Here is an 18,992-nt window from a genome sequence, read left to right on the forward strand (position 1 = left end):
TGCTTCGCTGACGGGATGAGGCGTAAATGGTGGCAATGTCGCTCTGGGTGTTTTTCCTACGAAAAATGTCTTCGAGGTCGACGAATCCGCCAAGCGTAAATATCGCGTCCCCGACTTTGAATGATGTTAGTGGACTTTGCTTATTCGGCTGTCCTCCCGTTGACTATGAGAGAGTTTCAGTATCTGATGTAGGGCGCAGATCCACAGTAGTTGCCACGCGATTGGAGAGCGCGGATATTTTGCTATACAAACTCGATTCAAGCTCTTCGTCTCGAGACATAGATCCCTGGATCCGCAAAACAGACTGAGATTTGAAGCGACATCCCACAATTGAGGGCCTGTGTGGTTTTCTGAGAGGCTCTGCAGCGTCGCGATAGCAAGAAGTAATTGACCGAGGTCCAGTTGACCCTATTGGGGCAGCAGCATTTTTAACGCTCTGCCCCATTTGTGGCATCTGAAAGCACTTCGCACATCTTCTGCGTTTTCTTAAGGTCGCAAGTTCCTCGCAATTTTCCCGCGCGACGCCGTAAATCGGGCCACAATCTCCTCGTCGGTCAGGCCTAACATTGACAGCCACAATCTCTGACTCGGTGGTGATTCGATTTCCATTTGGCTGAATAAGCGAGGTTTCCTGGATTAGTTTCCGTCCAGCCTCGCCGCTCGCGAGCACGCGTAACGTTGGCCAGATTGGAGCTTCGCGTGGTCCGCGATCCCACTGCATGTCAGGACACGACCGAAGACAGGCAACACCCTTGCGTCCGTTTTCAGTTTGGAACCGAATGTGCAATCTCACAGTGAGCAAACGGCATTGGTTCGCCACAATGATCGTATTTTAACAGGGGTGAGGTTCTGTTCGGCTCTTTCATAACATTACGAGTGGCACAAGGGTTGCTTTTGGAGAGTTAGCGTGGAGATGACTCGGACATAAGCTTACCGGAAATAGGGTACAAATGACGGTCGGAACACAACCTTGGGGCGCCGTAAGTGTTGAAGGAAGCATGAGCAACAAGATCACAGTTTTCAACGTTGATGACCATCCCGTGATGCGCGAGACTCTTGCCGGCATAATCAATGCTCAACCGGACATGCATTTAATAGCGCAAGCTTCCAGCGGACGCGAGGCCATTGAAGGGTTTTGTCAACAGAGAGCAGATGTCACTCTCATGGATATCAGGCTTCCCGACATTAGCGGCATAGAGGCAATGAGGGCCATCCGCGCGCAATTTCCTGACGCACGTTTCATCATCTTGACGACCTTTGAGGACGACAACGAGATTCGGCGAGCCTCGACCGAAGGGGCACAAGCTTACCTGCTGAAAAGCAGGCCTCCTCGCGAGTTAGTCGATGCGATTCGCGAGGTTCACGCAGGCAAAAGGAAATCCCCGGGCTCAATCGCAGCCCAGTACGATACGATTTCAGAAGAGGCGATTCGCAATGAGCTCTCTCGAATTCTCGAGAGTTCGATGTTTGTTCAATCGGACCGACTTGGCCGATTTCTTCGCTTCACAGTCGAAACGACCCTGGCAGGCGACGGGCAGAGATTGAAGGAGTACTTGATTGGCACAGAGGTATACGATCGACCGCCTTCCTATCATCCCAGTGAAGACTCGATTGTTCGCAGCGAGGCTCGCCGGCTCCGGAGTAAATTAAAGGAATATTACGATTCTGTGGGTAAGGACGACTCCGTCTTTATCTACTACCGGCCTGGCAGTTATATGCCTGTCTTTCGGGCCCGACGCAGCCATGGTCCTAACGGCACTGTGACAGATGCCGCTCCGGGTGGGCTTTTCACTGGAGTACGGGGAATCCGTATAGCCGTCTTGCCTTTTTTGGACGCGTCCCACAGCGCCTTGTCTGGTGTTTGCGCCGAATTGATCACCGATGAATTGATTCACGAATTAGTACGCACGGATGGGCTGTGCGTGACCGCCGCAAGTTCAGTGGCGCCACTGGTCGCGCAAGCTCTTGACGTTCCTTCTCTCGCCCGAAAACTTAATGTTCAGATCGTCTTTGAAGGGACCGTGCACGAGGACAACAACCTGCTGCGTATTACGTCACGGGTCGTCAACGCTGCAGACGGATTTCAGATCTGGTCAGAACGGCTCGAAACGGAACCAGATCCGCAAAAACTTTTTAAAGTCTCTGAGCGAATCGCATCGGCACTGATCAGTCGCATCCGGACCGGAGGCTGGAAGTAAAGCGGTAAGTGCGGGGCGATGATGTTCTTCCACCAGTTGGAGTGGCCTACGTCGATCCAGACCTCCTTGAAACTACTGACGACTTAGATCATGGAGCATCGTAGCTGTCGCAGCCTGGGTCGGGAATACCCGATTGATCGACAATATTTTTTTGCCTCCAGTTGCAGCGAAAGAAGAACATAAAAGTATTGCAAGCCGATGATTAGTCGAAATATCGATCAGGAGAGCCGAGTACAACATGTTGCGTAAACAATTGAAGTCCAAGATCCACCGTGCCACTGTGACCCGCTCCGATCTGAATTATGAGGGAAGCATCGCAGTCGATGCGAAGCTGTTGCAAGCCGCGGATATCCAGCCCTTCGAAGCTGTACATGTCTGGAACGTCACCAACGGTAGCAGACTCCAGACCTATGCTCTTCCAGTCGAAGAGGGTTCAGGAGAAATCTGTATCAATGGGGCGGCGGCGAGACTTGCTCAGGCCGGGGATCTAGTAATCATCGCAAGTTTCGCCTGGCTGAGCGAAGAAGAGGCAAGCAGACTACAACCTCGCCTTGTTTTTGTGGATTCAAAGAACCAAATCATGGCTCACAAGTTCTGAACTATGCTCTACACAAGTTGAAGACCGAGGATGGGAATCAGCTTCTCTCATCGAGGATTCAAGGAGAACTCGGCGTGTACCCTTTGAGGTAGCTAATGCGATAAGCGTTCGGGCTGAATCCTAGCCCATTCGAAGCTTTTATCCGCGTCGGTACGAGCATGCGAAACGCATACCGACACGCAGGCATGCCGTAATTAAGAACGCATCGTCCATTGTTAGGAACACTGAAGTTGTCGCTCGCCGAGATGACCTGCGAAGCGCCCGGACGCAACTTCTCTGCTAGAAACTCCAAGTGGAGCCCAGAGGCTTCCCCCGCATCCGCTACTTCGGTTGGCTCGCCAACCGTAAACGCAGAGAGTTGCTGCCGATCTGCCGCTGCCTCCTCCACCAATCCCTGCAGGCAACTGCTGCATCGTTGTCCAGCAAGCTTACTACCTGGCCATGCCCTCACTGCCACGGCCCCATGCGCGTGGTCGAGCGGCTTACCGCTGCCCAGATCGCCTTCGCCGAAACCAGACTGGCATGTACGTATGACACCTCTTGAGCGCCCGCTGAACCCGACCCATTGCGCATGCCTCTCGCCATGCTCTCTGAACGTCTGCCCCGTGCCTCGAAACGGCCGTGTGACCATCGAAGTCACCAACACTCTGTGCCCTGACCGCATGCAGGATGCGCACTCCCCACATTCCGGAGTTCGTCGCTTGCCGCGCTTCTCACCAGCCCCTCCAGCCATCAACGGGGCTGAAAACCCATAGCCCCGAGCACCCTGCCCTCACCGCACCATCGGCTTACTTCTTACGGCTCTATCCGAACCGCTCCCCGAACAGGTCGAGCCTCGTCGAATGATGTTGGTATGGAGCGGTTCCGATAGAGTACGACCGTCATCCACCAATCAGCGTCAAGTGGGCAGCGTTGTCTCCGAGTCCTGCAACTGGCTGTTCTCAAGACCCTCATCCAGACGAGAGTTGCAAAATTCTGATTTGCAAAAGTATCTTTTGCGGCTAGTATTATGACCGACGTGGGGGCACCCATGGCGAAGCCTTCTGCAGTTGTTCAGATCGGCGGTTTCGGTAGTACGCTGCGTCGGGATGCGTGGTGGGTTGAACTTGTGCCGGTTGTCATATTGCTGGGCACGTTCAGCATCTACGCCACCTTTCGCGCCTTCGAAGGAAAGTTCTATGCGTGGGGGCCTTACCTATCTCCGTTTTATTCCCCTCTGATCGATCCTGAGCACCACTGGTGGCGGTTCTCCCCGGCACTTTTGATTCTGGCAGGACCGCTGGGATTCCGGGCGAGCTGCTACTACTACCGGAAGGCGTATTATCGCGCGTTCTTTCTCGATCCGCCCGCTTGCGCGGTGAGCGAAGGAGGCAGAGGAGCGTACCGTGGTGAGACTCGCTTTCCATTCATTCTGCAAAACCTCCATCGCTGGTTTCTTTACCTCGCATTTGTATATCTCGCCTTCCTGTGGCCGGACGCAATTCGCGCTTTCTTTTTCCCAGACGGGTTTGGAATCGGCGTGGGCTCACTTGTCCTGCTGGTCAATATCGTCTTGCTGACTCTCTACACTCTTTCGTGCCACTCCCTGCGTCACCTGGCGGGAGGAAAGTTCGATTGCTTCTCCTGCACGTCGTTTGGCCCCACGCGTCATACTGCGTGGCGATGGCTCAGCGGTCTGAATGAACGCCACATGCTCTATGCCTGGATGAGTCTCATCTCAGTGGGCCTTGCCGATCTCTACGTGCGCATGGTCTCCGCAGGTCTCCTCAAGGATATTCGACTCCTGTGACCCTTGCGTACGAAACACACGAACACGACGTACTCATCATCGGCGCGGGCGGCGCGGGTCTGCGGGCGGCAATCGAAGCCCTGGCCCAGGACGTAACCGTCGGCGTCGTGTGCAAGTCCCTGCTTGGCAAAGCGCACACGGTAATGGCTGAAGGCGGCATCGCCGCGGCAATGGCGAACGTGGATGCGGCAGACGACTGGCGCGCGCACTTTCGCGACACCATGTGCGGCGGAAAATTCCTGAACAACTGGCGCATGGCCCAGCTTCACGCCCAGGAAGCTCCCGAACGCGTGCGCGAACTGGAGCAATGGGGTGCCCTCTTCGATCGCACAGAGAGTGGTGAGATTCTGCAACGAGCCTTCGGCGGCCATACCTTCAAACGGCTGTGTCATGTCGGTGACCGCACTGGGCTCGAGATGATCCGTACCTTGCAGGATCGCGGCGTGCACCAGGGCATCGACGTTTACATGGAGTGCACCATCACGCGTCTGCTCAAAGACGGCGACCGTATCGCCGGCGCCTTCGGCTACTGGCGCGAACAGGGGCGCTTCGTCGTCTTCAAGGCAAAATCTGTCGTCATTTGCACGGGCGGCATCGGCAAAGCCTGGAAGATCACTTCGAATTCGTGGGAATACACAGGTGACGGCATGGCCCTTGCCTTTGATGCAGGCGCCGACCTGATGGACATGGAGTTTGTCCAGTTTCATCCCACCGGGATGGTGTGGCCTCCGGGCGTGCAAGGCATTCTCGTGACCGAAGCGGTGCGCGGCGAAGGCGGCATCCTACGCAACAAGAATGGCGAGCGCTTCATGGAGCGCTACGACCCCAAGAAGCTCGAGCTATCCACCCGCGATGTCGTCGCACGTTCGATTTACACGGAAGTGCGTGAGGGTCGCGGCACCGAGCACGGTGGCGCCTTCCTCGACATCTCTCACAAGCCCCCAGACTACGTAAAGCGAAAGCTACCCAGCATGTATCACCAGTTTCTGGAACTGGCCGATGTGGACATCACGAAGGAGCCCATGGAGGTCGGCCCGACGTGTCACTACATGATGGGGGGAATCCGTGTGGATGCAGAGTCGGCACAGAGCACAATTCCGGGGCTCTTTGCAGCGGGAGAATCAGCTGTTGGCCTTCACGGTGCAAACCGGCTGGGCGGCAATTCACTCTCTGATCTGCTTGTGTTCGGCCGGCGCGCCGGACTGGCGGCCGCCGAGCACGCCAAGCGGAGCCCGGCACCCGCAATCGACTCTTTGCAAATTGAGGATGCGGAACGGCAGATGCTTGTGCCCTTCGAGCGCTCCGGCGGCGAAAGCCCTTACCCGATAAACGATGATTTGCAGCGTGTTATGCAGACCCTTGTCGGCATCTTTCGCAACGACGAAGACCTGCGACGGGCTTTATCAGAGATCGACACGCTGAAAGAGCGCGCGTCCCGCGCGCATGCGGAAGGTTCGCGGCTCTTCAACCCCGGCTGGCACCTTGCGCGCGACCTGCAAAGCATGTTGACCATCGCCGAAGCGGTCACGCGCAGCGCGCTCGCGCGTCGCGAGAGCCGGGGCGCTCACAGCCGCATCGATTACCCCGGCTTGGATGATGCGTGGGGAAAGATGCATAATGTCGTGGTGAAAAAGGCGGACACGATGACGCTCTTCGAAGCACCCGTCCTCGAGATGCCAGATGACCTGAAGCAATTGCTCGTAGAGGAGAGTGGAGCTAAATAACGGAGGCAGGCTGTGGCTGATGTCCCGATAGCGCAGGCGACGTTGCAGGTCTTCCGGGGTAACCGGGAGGATGGCAAGGCTGTTGACTATCAAGTCCCGCTCGTTCCCGGGATGGTTGTGCTCGATGCGCTGCATTCGGTTCAGGCACACCAGGCACCCGATCTCGCCGTTCGCTGGAATTGCAAGGCGGGTAAATGCGGCTCCTGCTCAGCCGAGGTCAACGGCCATCCGCGGCTCACGTGCAAGACGCGCATGGACTCGCTTCCACTCGACCAGCCCATCACCATTTTTCCCATGAAGGCATTCCCAGTCATCAAGGATCTGGTGACGGACGTCTCCTGGAATTTCAAGGTGAATCAAAAGATCCCGCCCTTCCAGCCACGTGCCGGCGTCGAGTGGAAGATGTACCAACGCGATGTGGACCGCGTGCAGGAGTTCCGCAAATGCATTGAGTGCTTCCTCTGCCAGGATGTCTGCCACGTTCTGCGCGAGCACGGCAAACAGGAGGAGTTTGGTGGACCGCGTTTCTTCGTGCGCACGGCTTCGCTTGAGATGCATCCGCTTGACGACGTCTCGCGGGCCAACGTGTTGAAGGAGCAACTGGGCCTTGGGCTATGCAACATCACCAAGTGCTGCACCGAGGTGTGCCCTGAAGATATCCATATCACGGACAATGCCATCATCCCGCTCAAGGAGCGGGTCGTGGATGAATACTATGATCCGCTGCTCATGCTTGTCCGCAAGATCCGCAGCGCCGGAAAAGCTCATTTGTAAAAGGAAGGGCACCATGACATACGAGCTGAAACGTATTTCGTCCGCAGCCATCACCGAGGCCATCGCAAAGGCGGAACGCTACCGCAGCCTCAGCGAACCGGAAGAAGCAGAGTCGATCTGTCGCGATATCCTGATCATCGCACCACAACATCAACTTGCATTGCGGTTGCTTGGGCTTGCCCTTACAGATCAGTTCACGGGCGGCTCGTCCGATCGTTACCGCGAAGCGGAAGCGACATTTCAGCAGCTCAACGACACTTATGAGCGGCTCTACTATGCAGGGATTTTATACGAACGACGCGCGAAGGCGCAGCTCCACGCCGGCCTCCCATCTCATACATTAATGCCGCTCTTCGACCAGGCTCTGCGCGCATTCGCAGAGGCCGAAGAGGTTCGTCCAGCAGGAAACGATGATGCCATCCTTCGCTGGAATCGCTGCGTACGCCTGCTGCAAACCACAACCTACGTATGGGAACAGGAACCCTCTCCGATCGATGTACAGGATGCACCCCCGATATAGGCGACGGTTTGTCCTCTTCCAGGTTGGCGAGATAACAGCACGAGAGGCCGCGGCGGACTGCTTCATGCATCTGCGTCGCCAATCCTCGCGGCGAAAGCTTCCAAGGCTTTCAGAGTCGTGGTCAGAGATGGGATCGAACTGCGAACCCCGATTTCGGACGTCGGCAAGCCGGAAGTTGACCAATTATTTCCAGAACGTCGATAAGGACCTCTATGAGCTTGAGCCCGAGGATGCCGCTAGGGTCAGGAGTACGCCGGGTTCGCTCGGCGAGGTACTCGACGCGTTGGAAAGCGATCACGACTGGCTGTTGCAGGGTGATGTGTTCACGCCGGACGTGATCAAACGTGGATCACTTACGAACGAGAGCGTGAGCTTGCGCTGTGAACTTGCGCCCCGTACCCTACGAATTTTTCCTGTACTTCGGCCCTGTAATTCTGAGGCGCCACGAGGATCGCATTTCTGCGCGATTATGTACCTGCGAGTCGCAGGAGGCCGATAATAGGTCAAGCAAGTCGTTCGCGCCGCAGGAGGTATGAAATGGCTACTTATGTGATTCTCAGCCGCTTTTCGCCAGGGGCATTCGCAGAGCCCAAGGACTTCGGAAAACTAGCAGACGCAGTGTCCGCAAGAATCAAGAAGGACTGTAAAGGTGTTACTTGGAAGCAAAGCTTTGCTACATTGGGGCGTTTCGACGTAGTAGATATCGTCGAGGCTGACGATCCCAAGGATATTGAAAGAGCTGCGATGATCATCCGCAGCCATGGACATTCAATTACGGAAACGCTGACCGCCACTCCGTGGACAGAATTTCTCGCAGCTCTGTAGTTTGCTGAATACGCGGAGAAGCGAGGCGGCTAAATTGATCACGGCAACCGGTCATTCCCATGCAGGTGCTGGGCCTGAAGTATGATCGGTTTGATTTGCGTGCAATTGCTTTTCTTCAGTGTTTTTACAGCAGGTGCAGTTAACAGAGAGGCGAATGATTCGATTTGGTGTAGACACTGGCGGTACGTTTACCGACCTGGTGCGGCTTGATGCTGGCGGGCTTACGGTTCATAAGGTCCGCTCTACTCAGGACGATCCAGCTCGCGCCATGCTCTCCGGTATTGGGGAGTTGATGGGGAGCGATCCTGTCTTCGAAGTAATTCACGGGTCGACCGTGGCCACCAACGCGCTGATCGAGCGCAAGGGCGCCCGCGTTGCGTTGGTAACCACGAAGGGATTTGAAGATGTTCTCGCAATCGGGCGACAGACCCGACGCGAGCTCTATAACTTCCAGGTGCGGGGCAACCGGCCCATGATCGACGATGGCCTTACCTTTGGCTTGGCCGAACGGCTTGACTGTCACGGGAATGTGCTGGAGGCCTTACAGCTGCGGGAACTGGAAGAACTGACCGAAAAACTAAATCACGCGAGAGTTGAGTGTGTGGCTGTGTGCCTTCTTCACTCTTACGCAAATCCGCTCCATGAGCAGCAGGCTACTCGCCACCTGGAGTTAGCTGGCTTTGCGGTCTCATCCTCTCACAGCATTCTGTCCGAATATCGCGAGTACGAGCGCTGGAGCACGACGGTGGTCAACGCCTATGTGACACCCATCATGTCGCGTTATCTTTCTACCCTGGACCATGGTCTCGGTGAAACGCGGTTGCACATCATGCAATCGAACGGCGGCTCCATCTCCGCACCCCAGGCTCGCAGTTCTGCGGTGCGCACGATCCTCTCCGGTCCTGCCGCCGGCGCCATAGGAGCGCAAGCGGTTGCTCGCGCCTCCGGTTTTGATCGAGTGATTCTCTTCGACATGGGCGGCACCTCCACAGATGTCAGCCTCATCGACGGCCAGTTGGGTACGACGAACGAGTCCACCGTAGGGGACTTTCCCGTCCGTCTGCCGATGCTCGACATCCACTCGGTCGGCGCTGGTGGTGGCTCGATCGCTTACATGGATAGCGGTGGCTCGTTGCGTGTCGGCCCCCACAGTGCTGGCGCCGATCCAGGGCCAGTCTGTTATGGCAAGGGAGACGAGCTGACCGTCACCGATGCGAACCTGCTGCTCGGCCGCCTCGATCCGAAGTATTTTCTCGGTGGCCGCATGCAGCTTGACGTCGAACGCACCTCGGAACGCGCGCGGGCCTTCGCAGACCAACTTCAGATCACTTCTACGCGGCTAGCAGAGGGAATCATTCAGATTGCCAACGCCAACATGGAACGTGCGATTCGGGCCGTCTCGGTCCAGCGCGGCTACGATCCACGTGAGTTCGCACTGCTGGCCTTCGGCGGGGCAGGAGGCATGCACGCTTGCCACATTGCAGACGCGCTCGAGATCGGGACCGTGATTGTCCCGGAGCATGGGGGCGTCCTCTCGGCGCTGGGCATGCTGCTCGCGGATGTGAGAAAAGACTACTCGCAGACCATCCTGAAGCCATCAAGCGCCATCACCTTCTCTGATCTGCAGCAGCATCTCGCCCCCCTGGTCCGGCAGGCGCAGGCAGATCTCGCCAGCGAGGGCTTTGGGCCGCAGAGCATCGTCATCGAATGCTCGCTCGATATGCGCTATCAGGGACAGGCCTACGAGATTAACGTGTCCCTCAGCCCTGACTTCAATGCGGAATTCAGCCGTCGACACGACCGGCTCTACGGCTATTCGAATCCCTCGCGTATCACTGAAGTGGTCAACGTCCGCGTCAACGCCGCCGGCATCACGCAGAAGCCCGCGTTTTCTTCATCACTGGCTGTCAGCCAACCCTTGCCGCCACCGGTCAGCACGCGCCCGGCATGGTTTGCGGGCCGCACGTGGGAGACGGCAATCTACCATCGGGAGACGTTGCTCCCCGGCATGGAAGGACAGGGGCCGGCGATCCTTACGAGCGGCGAATCAACCGTGGTCATCTCGCCGCACTATCGTTTCCGGATCGACGGCGTAGGCACCCTTGTTGCTACACGCATCGAAGCGACTGACCAGAATCAACTCGCAGTAGTGTCTACAGCGGAGCCTGGTGAATCATGTAAAAAGACCCTCGATCCCATAGAATTCGAAGTCTTCAAAAATATCTTCGTCTCCATCGCGGAGGAGATGGGAATTACCCTCTGCCGCACCGGCTTCTCGCCCAATATCAGGGAGCGGCTGGACTACTCCTGTGCCATCTACGACGAACATGGCCATACCATCGCGCAGGGCGATCACATGCCCGTGCATTTGGGCGCCATGCCACTCTCCGTCGAGGCGGCCATCAAGCAGGTGAGCATGGAGCCGGGCGACATGGTTATTCTCAACGATCCCTTCCGGGGCGGCACCCACCTCCCTGACATCACTCTGGTGCAGCCCATCTTTCTTGATGGAGAACCAACCCCGGCGTTCTACGCCGCCAATCGTGCCCACCACTCCGATGTAGGCGGCGTCAGCCCCGGCTCGATGCCCCTCGCTCAGGAGGTCTTCCAGGAGGGACTCATCCTCCCCCCGATCAAACTCGTGCGTCGCGGTGAGATCTGTCAGGATGTGATGGCGCTGATTCTGGCGAATGTGCGGACGCCCGCGGAGCGCGAGGGCGACCTCAGCGCGCAGATCGCATCGAACCGGGTCGCCGAAACCCGTCTGCACGCGTTCATTGCACGCTACGGGCTTGAGCGCGTTCGAAGGCATGCTCGCGAGGTGCAGGACTACGCCGAGCGCATCCTCCGTCGTACCATCTCCACCATTCCCGATGGCGAATACAGCTTTGAAGACGTGATGGACGATGATGGCTTCAGCCGCGAGCGCATCGCCATTCGCACTACAGTCCGCATCGCAGGCGATCAGGCAGAGGTGGACTTCACGGGCACAGAGCTCCAGACCGGTGGCGGCGTGAACGCGAATTTTGCCATCACCCTTGCGGCCACGCTCTATTGCTTTCGATGCCTGGTCCAGGAGGATGTCTTGTATAACACCGGCATCTCCCGTCCTATCCGTGTGATCGCCCCGCGAGGAACGATCGTAAACGCAGCGCATCCGGCGGCAGTGGCCGGTGGCAACGTGGAGACCTCTCAGCGAATTACGGACGTCGTCCTTGGAGCGCTCGCGAAGGCGCTGCCCCACATTATTCCTGCCGCGAGTCAAGGAACTATGAACAATGTGACGCTGGGAGGAAGACGGCCGGACGATGGCTCTCCCTTCGCCTACTACGAGACCATCGGCGGCGGTATGGGAGGGCGCAACGGCCTGCCAGGCCTTAGCGGTGTGCATACCCACATGAGCAACACGCGCAATACGCCGATCGAGGCGATCGAACATTACCTCCCTGTCTTCATTCGTCGCTACGAGTTGCGGCAAGGCAGTGGCGGAGCTGGCGGTTATCCTGGCGGAGAAGGGATTCTGCGCGAGTATGAGATGTTGACCGAAACGTCCATCACGCTGCTCAGCGAACGCCGCACCAGCCATCCCTACGGGGTGCAAGGGGGCGAACCCGGGGGCTGCGGACGAAACACGGTTGGGCGTGCCGGTGGCTCCGTCGAGATGGTGCCTGCCAAAGTACGGCTCGAACTCAGGCCCGGTGATCGCCTTCGCATTGAGACGCCCGGCGGAGGGGGATTCGGGCCCACGACTGCCGCTACGGGCACGAGATGAGCAAAATACCACAGCTGAGCGAAACATCACGGCCGGGGCATCTTGATTGGTGGCGTCAGGCTACCCCCGAAGCACGTCGCGCTCTAGCTGCGGCCTCTTTCGGCTGGATGCTGGACTCCTTTGACGTGATGCTTTATGCGCTCGTTCTGGCCTCTCTGATTTTGGATCTTGGGATCAGCAAACAGACGGCCGGCGTCCTCGGATCCATCACACTGCTCGCTGCGGCAGCAGGCGGCCTGGTCTTCGGTGTCATTGCAGACCGATACGGCCGCGTGCGGGCCCTGATCGGCAGCGTGCTCATCTACGCGCTCTTCACGGCAGCTTGCGGCTTCGCTCAAAACATCGTCCAGCTCGCACTATTCCGTATCCTGCTTGGCCTTGGTATGGGTGGCGAATGGGCGAGCGGGGCGGCGCTCGTGGCCGAGACGTGGCCCGACAAACACCGCGGCAAGGCGCTGGGAATCATGCAGAGCTCCTGGGCTGTCGGCTATGCCCTCGCAGCTCTGGTCGCAGGTCTCATCCTCCCCTGGAAAGGTTGGCGCGTCGTCTTCTTTGTGGGAATTCTGCCTGCTTTCTTTACGTTGGTCGTTCGCGGTCGCGTGGCTGAGCCTGAAATATGGAAGCGCGGCACGACCCTCCCCCGCGAAGGTCCCATGCACGGCTTTCGCCGCATTTTTCAGAGTGATCTGCGGCCTATCACCATCGCCATCACGTTCATGAATTCCTGCACCCTGTTTGCGTGGTGGGGTTTCAATCTGTGGGTTCCCGCCTACCTCTCACTGCCCCGCGATCGAGGCGGAATCGGACTGTCAGCCCACGCTATGTCTGGCACCGTGATCGCCATGCAGGCCGGCATGTGGTTCGGCTACGTCAGCTTTGGCTTTCTGAGCGACGTCTTTGGGCGCAAGCGCTGCTATGTCTTGTATTTGATATTGGCAGGGATCCTTATGTTCTTCTACGCGCGCGTTCATACATCATGGTTGCTTATAGCGCTCGGCCCGCTGGTGGCATTCTTCGGGACCGGCTACTACACCGGGTTCGCCGCAGTGACGGCTGAGATCTACCAAACCCGAGTCCGCGCTACAGCACAAGGCTTTGCTTACAACGTTGGCCGCATTGCAAGCGCCGCCGCGCCATTTGCAGTTGGGAACATGGCCCAACAGCACGGATTCGGCGACGCATTCGCAATCACCGGTACCGCATTCGTTATTGCTGCATTTTGTTGGCTTTGGATTCCCGAGACAAAAGGTAGACCACTGACATAGTGACTGACGCTCCCCTATCTCTATCGGATGGCATGGCGCAGTTTTGTCACTTTACAAGACGTGATGGATTCGGCCACGGTTGCGGATGGACCGTCGCCAACCCTTCCCTTACGGGATTATGGAAGGGGGTCGCCCGTAAATCGGGAGGAATGAGTACGACGGGCGGTATCTGGGCATCGAATCCAAACGCGGGCTGCCCTAGCTAGGCTCATCAATTTAACAACAACTAATAATGTGGCCAATGCGTTCCTGGCCACGCCCAACAATCGCTTGACCGAAAATCAGCTTCTTCGTCCGCAACCGCATTGACGCAGAACTACGGACGATAGATGATGGTCGTTCCAGCTTTGCGGGCCCTGTAGGTACTGAAAATCCACGGCAGGAGTGATCTATGCCCACGATTGTAAAGCGCCCACTCATGGTCTCTGGTGCTTGGATTCAGGCAGCAGTCATCGTCCTGATCATTGGGTTTTTCATTATGGGTGTGCTGACCTACTACACCTATCACGACGAACCTCCTATTCCAGACGTCGTCAAAGATACGAACGGCGCAGTCCTTTTCACTCGCAGCGATATTATGGATGGTCAGCAGATTTTTCTGGGCAACGGCCTGATGCAATACGGCTCGGTCTTTGGCCATGGCGCCTATCTTGGGCCGGACTTCACCGCGGAATATCTGCATCGCGCGGCACTCTCAAGTATTGATTTTTACGGTGGCCAAAACTCCGACACAGCACACAGCCGCACCATACAAGACTTCAAGACAAACCGATTCGACCAAAGCACGGGCACACTCTTATACACAGACGCCCAGGTCCATGCATTTGAAGAGTGCCGCGTCTACTACGCAACGTTCTTTGGTGAGCCCACCACGAAGTTCGGCTTGAGACCGAAGGCCATTTCTGATGCGGAAGACATTCGCAAGCTGACCGCATTCTTTAGTTGGACTGCATGGTCCGCGTCTACGGCTCGCCCCGGCCATGCCTACTCCTACACCAATAACTGGCCTCCAGAGCCGCTTGTGGACAATCATGCAACGGCCGACTCTGTCGTATGGAGTGTGCTTTCGCTGATCGCGTTATTAGGCGGAACGGGATTGCTCTTGGGAGCCTTTGGCCGGTGGAATCTCCTGGGATGGCATGGCCGCGAACAACACAACGTGTCCTTTCGCGCTCCAGATGAAGTAGAGCTCACCCCCGCTCAAAATGCATGTGCATGGTTCTTTTTCGTCATGGCGGCGCTGTTCGTCGTCCAGACGTTGCTCGGCGGCGCTACAGAACACTACCGCGCCGAGCTACAGAACTTCTTCGGTATCGATCTGGGACGCGTTCTTCCCTTCAACCTCGTCCGCACATGGCACTTGCAGCTCTCAATCTTCTGGGTTGCTACCTCCTATCTCGCGGCCGGTATCTTCCTCGCGCCGATGATCGTAGGCCGCGAGCCACGAGGACAAAAGCTGCTCGCATATGGATTGCTGGGTGCGCTCGTCATCGTCGTGGTCGGAAGTCTTCTCGGAGAATTCGGCGGAATCCGGGGCCTGATTCGTAACTCATGGTTCGGTGATCAGGGCTTTGAATGGCTGGACCTCGGGCGTATCTGGCAAATCCTGCTAACCGTCGGTCTGCTCTTCTGGGTTGTCATTCTCTATCGGGGGCTCCGCGGCCGGCTCTCTGCCGAACACGCAGGAAACATGCCGTGGCTCTTTGTCTTCTCAGCGCTTTCAATTCCTGCCTTCTATGCCGTCGGCCTCCTGGCAAATCCCGGAGAGCATTTTACGACTACCGAATTCTGGCGCTTCTGGGTAGTGCATCTCTGGGTCGAAGATTTTCTCGAGCTGTTTACAACGATTCTGGTTGCGTACACCTTTGTTCTTCTGGGTGTAGTTCACGAGCGAACCGCATTGCGAGTGATTTATCTCGACATTATTCTCTATTCTGCTGGCGGTATTGTAGGCACCATGCACCACGTGTACTTCTCTGGTGAGCCTGCGATGCACATGGCGCTTGGTGCGTTTTTCTCGGCCGCAGAGGTTATCCCACTTACCTTCCTTACAGTTGAGGCGTGGAGCTTCCTGCAACTGGGGGCGGCACAAGGGGCGCGAGCGACGACGCCATTTCCGCATTACTGGGCTGTGATGTTCCTTGCCTCGGTCGGCTTCTGGAACTTCCTCGGCGCCGGCGTGTTTGGCTTTCTCATCAATCTACCCATTGTTTCTTACTACGAAATTGGCACTGCTCTGACTGCGAATCACGCACATGCCTCATTCATGGGCGTGTATGGGATGTTGTCGATCGGTCTCGCGCTCTTTTGCCTGCGCTACATCATCCCGGAAAAGTACTGGTCGGATAAGGCTGCCCGCATCAGCTTCTGGTCTCTCAACCTCGGTTTGGCATGGATGGTCTTCGCGACACTATTTCCGCTGGGGATTCTGCAGCTCTATCACTCGATCAGCGTGAGCTACTATGACGCGCGGACGCTGAACTATATTGGCAGCCGTGCAAACTCTGTACTGGAGTGGTTGCGCATGCCAGGAGATTTTGTCTTTATTCTTGGAGGAACCCTGCCGATTCTCTACTTATCCTTCCTCGGCATTCGCCACATGCGAACTGGCTCTACGTCGGAGGAACCGAAAGAAATGTTGTTTACCGACGTTGTGGCTCCGGCACAGGAGCGTTGAATCATGGCTCGCATTCCTCTTGAATTCATCCTCATGCTGGGATATGCCGTTTCCCTCGCGTTCATCGCGCTCTTCCTGGAATGGGCAGCGCGATATGCTCACCGGCGGTCTCTCGGAGCGAGTACAGCCGGCTTCACCTATCACCCTGACCGGGATATCTGGAGGTGCCCGCAAGATCAGCATCTGTTTCCGATCTTCTCGGATTCAGCGAAAGGAGTCGTCATCTACCGCGCTCCGGCAGAAGCCTGCAATTCATGCAGAAGCAAGGCCGCCTGCACTGATTCCGATCATGGCCGAGAGATTGAATCAAGAGATCTGCACGGAATTGAATACGGGATGCAACGATTCCATCGCGCCATGTCGCTCACGTTGTTGGTACTGGCCAGCCTGATCCTCATAGTAGAACTCTTTCGCGTTAGCGGCCTCTATCCGCGGATTGTTCTTACATCAGTCCTAATACTGTTTAGCCTGATCGTTCAGCGCCTCTCTACAAATCTTGCTCATGGCACTGCTAACAACAGCCCTCTATTACGGCCGTGATGACCTGCACCGAGCGGGCTCAAGGGGTGGCCTCCGCTCGTAGTCATGTCTCGTTCCCTCTAATTGGATTTGCATGTTTGAGAAGTGACCGGATTACGTCTGAAACGTTGTGAAGGCACTTCAATTCGAGCCAGCACCGGACAGTTTCCGGGTCGTCGGCCAACAGGAAGTAATTTCAGGCGTGCAGATAGTTCGAGCTGTTACCTCCGCCTTGCGCCTCATCCACTCAGGATCGTGGCATCGCGCTGCTGGCAGCCGTGTGGGTAGCGAAAGGTAACGAAAGGGATTCCCAGACAGCTAATACTATCCGCCAGCCAATTTCTTCCGCGCCACCGGACGCGCAATCGCATTCGTCGGGCCGTGTCCGTTATTGGCCATGACCTTGCGGTAATACTCCTTTGCACGTGCAGGATCCCCAGACTTCTCATAGGACTGCGCGAGTAGCATCAGGATGAACGGGTCTTCCTGGTTGGCCTTTCCCAGTTCCGTGATCGCCGTTCTGTAGTCGCCACCATAGAACGCAACATATCCGGTAAGATACGGGAAGAATTGTGCCTGGTCCGGATTGTTCGCCTTCTCGAGTGCAGCTTTCGCCGCAGCAATCTGTTTCTGTGCTTCGTCGCGCTGTCCACGGCGCGCAGCAATACGGGCTTGAGCATGCGCCCAGCGGAATGCCCACAGGTTCTTGTCGGCTTCTTTCATTTCCGCTTTGCGCATCGCGGTGTCATAGCCGGTCTTGTACCAGTTCGCGGCGCCATCAATATCGCCGCACTCGAGCTTGATACGTGCCAGCTCATTGGCTACTCCGGCCGCCGCTTCAAAGTCCGGCTTGGACAGCAGCGTATCAAACACCTGCTTCTCGTACGTCTCGGCCTCGGCCGCGTTGCACTCGAAGGTATAAGAAAAGGCCATCACGCGCCTAGCGCGATTCTTCTGGTCCGCCGGAGCCACATCGATCGCCTTCTGGAGCTGCTCGCGCGCCGCCGCGTAGTCACCCTTCAGATCAAGGGCAATGCCTGATTCGAGATGCGCCTCGTATAAGTTTGGGGACTTCTCGAGTACCTGGTGGTATAGTTTGAGCGCCTCATCCTGCTTTCCCTCGCTATTGAGCTTTTGTCCCTGTTTTATCAGCGCCTGCGCATCGTCGGATGGTGCCGCCGCCTGGGCGCTCGCCGCTTCCCCAGAGCAAGTCACACCCGCCACAAACGAAGCCCAAAGAATCCAAACTCCGAGATATCGGGATTTCATGCACGCGATTATAGCGCTGACATTAGGAGTCAGGCAGACCAATACTGCGGGCGAGGAAAGTTCGCACAGTTCGCAGATCAAGCGGCAGGCGTGCCAGTGCTGACAAAGTATGCTGGCCATTTCTGGCGTGCAGATCACTTGGAGAGGCTTATTTCTGCATAGCCCGTGATTCACTCGGTATGGCTGCGTCAACTACGGCTTAGTTTCCGATTCTTCGCAGCGTCACCAGCCCAGCTTAGGGCCTCAACCAAAAGGGTGCTAAGCCCCGGGGTCCCGGCGACCAAAGGACGCAAACTTATGACATCGCCTGATAGCGAGAACTGAGAATCTTTCTCCGCGGTCTTCGTTATAAACTCTTCTCCTAAACGTGAATCGCACTGGCAAAGGGATCACAGATGCCTGGTGAAACGATCTCCTCGGAACACGCAGCCAGCCTGGTCAAATCCGGCATGTGGCTGGACTATGGTGTGTCGCATTGCCAGCCCGATGTTTTCGATCAAGCGCTAGCTAGCTGCACGCAAAGACGAACTAGCGAACGTCAAGATCCGCTCCTGCCTGTCGTTACGTCCCCGCGCTGTGATCGAAGACAATCCGGAAGGCAAGCATTTCCACATCTTCAGCTGGCATTTTTCAGCCTACGACCGCAGGAAACACGACGCAGGCCGTTGCAACTATGTGCCCTGAATCTGGGAGAGGTGCCTGATTATTACCGGCGCTTTCTCGATCCTGTGGACATCGCCATCTTTAAAACTTGCCCCATGGACGACGGTGGATATTTCAACTTCGGCCCGACAAATTTGTGGCAACGTGCCGTCGTCGAACGCGCGAAGGTGGTGATCGTCGAGATCAATCGTGAGATGCCATACGTATTCGGCAAAGAGAACGGCGTGCATGTGAGCGAGGTCGATTTCGTCATTGAGGGAGATCATCAGCCGTGCGCGGAGCTGCCCAACCCGGACCCGGGCGAGATTGATCGCACGGTAGCTCTGCGCATCGCAGCCGAAATCGAGGATGGCTCGTGCCTTCAGATAGGGATCGGCGGCATGCCGAACGCCGTATGCT

General features: G+C 56.8%; 12 protein-coding genes and 1 pseudogene. 12 read left to right on the forward strand and 1 reads right to left on the reverse strand.

Annotated elements, in window-relative coordinates; all coding sequences use genetic code 11:
- Nucleotides 1-998 precede the first annotated feature (998 nt).
- The 11 genes from Q363_RS36415 to Q363_RS20130 all read left to right on the forward strand — a co-directional run bounded on the left by Q363_RS36415 (nucleotide 999) and on the right by Q363_RS20130 (nucleotide 16,682).
- On the forward strand, nucleotides 999-2,198 hold the full coding sequence (locus Q363_RS36415; RefSeq protein WP_051979051.1) for a response regulator: 1,200 nt from the start codon (nucleotides 999-1,001) through the stop codon (nucleotides 2,196-2,198).
- 238 nt (nucleotides 2,199-2,436) lie between these two features.
- On the forward strand, nucleotides 2,437-2,796 hold the full coding sequence (panD, locus tag Q363_RS20080) for an aspartate 1-decarboxylase (protein ID WP_035353956.1): 360 nt from the start codon (nucleotides 2,437-2,439) through the stop codon (nucleotides 2,794-2,796).
- Nucleotides 2,797-3,826: 1,030 nt separating this feature from the next.
- Nucleotides 3,827-4,585, forward strand: a complete 759-nt coding sequence (locus tag Q363_RS20085; RefSeq protein ID WP_035354000.1) for a hypothetical protein — start codon at nucleotides 3,827-3,829, stop codon at nucleotides 4,583-4,585.
- Nucleotides 4,582-6,309 carry an FAD-binding protein gene (locus tag Q363_RS20090; RefSeq protein WP_035353959.1) on the forward strand — a complete coding sequence of 576 codons (1,728 nt, stop codon included), beginning with the start codon at nucleotides 4,582-4,584 and terminating at the stop codon, nucleotides 6,307-6,309. Before Q363_RS20085 ends, Q363_RS20090 begins: the two co-directional genes overlap by 4 nt.
- A 12-nt stretch (nucleotides 6,310-6,321) precedes the next feature.
- Complete coding sequence (locus Q363_RS20095; RefSeq protein ID WP_245632346.1) at nucleotides 6,322-7,083, forward strand: succinate dehydrogenase/fumarate reductase iron-sulfur subunit; 762 nt, start codon at nucleotides 6,322-6,324, stop codon at nucleotides 7,081-7,083.
- Between the two features lie 13 nt (nucleotides 7,084-7,096).
- Nucleotides 7,097-7,603, forward strand: a complete 507-nt coding sequence (locus tag Q363_RS20100) for a hypothetical protein (protein WP_051979052.1) — start codon at nucleotides 7,097-7,099, stop codon at nucleotides 7,601-7,603.
- A 537-nt stretch (nucleotides 7,604-8,140) separates the two neighbouring features.
- A complete protein-coding gene (locus Q363_RS20110; RefSeq protein ID WP_035353965.1) occupies nucleotides 8,141-8,428 on the forward strand; it encodes a GYD domain-containing protein in 288 nt (95 codons plus the stop codon).
- Between the two features lie 154 nt (nucleotides 8,429-8,582).
- A complete protein-coding gene (locus Q363_RS20115) occupies nucleotides 8,583-12,200 on the forward strand; it encodes a hydantoinase B/oxoprolinase family protein (RefSeq protein WP_035353967.1) in 3,618 nt (1,205 codons plus the stop codon).
- Nucleotides 12,197-13,465 (forward strand): MFS transporter, encoded by a 1,269-nt coding sequence (locus Q363_RS20120; protein ID WP_064742688.1) that lies wholly within the window; start codon nucleotides 12,197-12,199, stop codon nucleotides 13,463-13,465. Before Q363_RS20115 ends, Q363_RS20120 begins: the two co-directional genes overlap by 4 nt.
- 391 nt (nucleotides 13,466-13,856) lie before the next feature.
- A complete protein-coding gene (locus Q363_RS20125) occupies nucleotides 13,857-16,142 on the forward strand; it encodes a nitric-oxide reductase large subunit (protein ID WP_035353969.1) in 2,286 nt (761 codons plus the stop codon).
- Nucleotides 16,143-16,145: 3 nt separating this feature from the next.
- Nucleotides 16,146-16,682, forward strand: a complete 537-nt coding sequence (locus tag Q363_RS20130) for a hypothetical protein (RefSeq protein ID WP_051979054.1) — start codon at nucleotides 16,146-16,148, stop codon at nucleotides 16,680-16,682.
- 303 nt (nucleotides 16,683-16,985) lie between these two features.
- Here Q363_RS20130 and Q363_RS20135 read toward each other — a convergent pair whose 3' ends face one another.
- Nucleotides 16,986-18,050 (reverse strand): tetratricopeptide repeat protein, encoded by a 1,065-nt coding sequence (locus tag Q363_RS20135; protein WP_084080584.1) that lies wholly within the window; start codon nucleotides 18,048-18,050, stop codon nucleotides 16,986-16,988.
- Nucleotides 18,051-18,325: 275 nt separating this feature from the next.
- Between Q363_RS20135 and Q363_RS20140 the strand changes: the two are divergent.
- Nucleotides 18,326-18,992: pseudogene (locus Q363_RS20140) on the forward strand (4-hydroxybutyrate CoA-transferase); the annotation flags it as partial.

This window comes from Edaphobacter aggregans DSM 19364 (assembly GCF_000745965.1).
GTDB classification, from domain to species: Bacteria; Acidobacteriota; Terriglobia; order Terriglobales; family Acidobacteriaceae; genus Edaphobacter; species Edaphobacter aggregans.

Coding starts and splice junctions, on each gene's coding strand:
- Q363_RS20120 (WP_064742688.1), top strand. CDS start 12,197: ATGAGCAAAATACCACAGCTGAGCGAAACATCACGGCCGGGGCATCTT.
- Q363_RS20085 (WP_035354000.1), top strand. CDS start 3,827: ATGGCGAAGCCTTCTGCAGTTGTTCAGATCGGCGGTTTCGGTAGTACG.
- Q363_RS20110 (WP_035353965.1), top strand. CDS start 8,141: ATGGCTACTTATGTGATTCTCAGCCGCTTTTCGCCAGGGGCATTCGCA.
- Q363_RS20130 (WP_051979054.1), top strand. CDS start 16,146: ATGGCTCGCATTCCTCTTGAATTCATCCTCATGCTGGGATATGCCGTT.
- Q363_RS20100 (WP_051979052.1), top strand. CDS start 7,097: ATGACATACGAGCTGAAACGTATTTCGTCCGCAGCCATCACCGAGGCC.
- panD (WP_035353956.1), top strand. CDS start 2,437: ATGTTGCGTAAACAATTGAAGTCCAAGATCCACCGTGCCACTGTGACC.
- Q363_RS36415 (WP_051979051.1), top strand. CDS start 999: ATGAGCAACAAGATCACAGTTTTCAACGTTGATGACCATCCCGTGATG.
- Q363_RS20125 (WP_035353969.1), top strand. CDS start 13,857: ATGCCCACGATTGTAAAGCGCCCACTCATGGTCTCTGGTGCTTGGATT.
- Q363_RS20135 (WP_084080584.1), bottom strand. CDS start 18,050: ATGGCCAGCATACTTTGTCAGCACTGGCACGCCTGCCGCTTGATCTGC.
- Q363_RS20115 (WP_035353967.1), top strand. CDS start 8,583: ATGATTCGATTTGGTGTAGACACTGGCGGTACGTTTACCGACCTGGTG.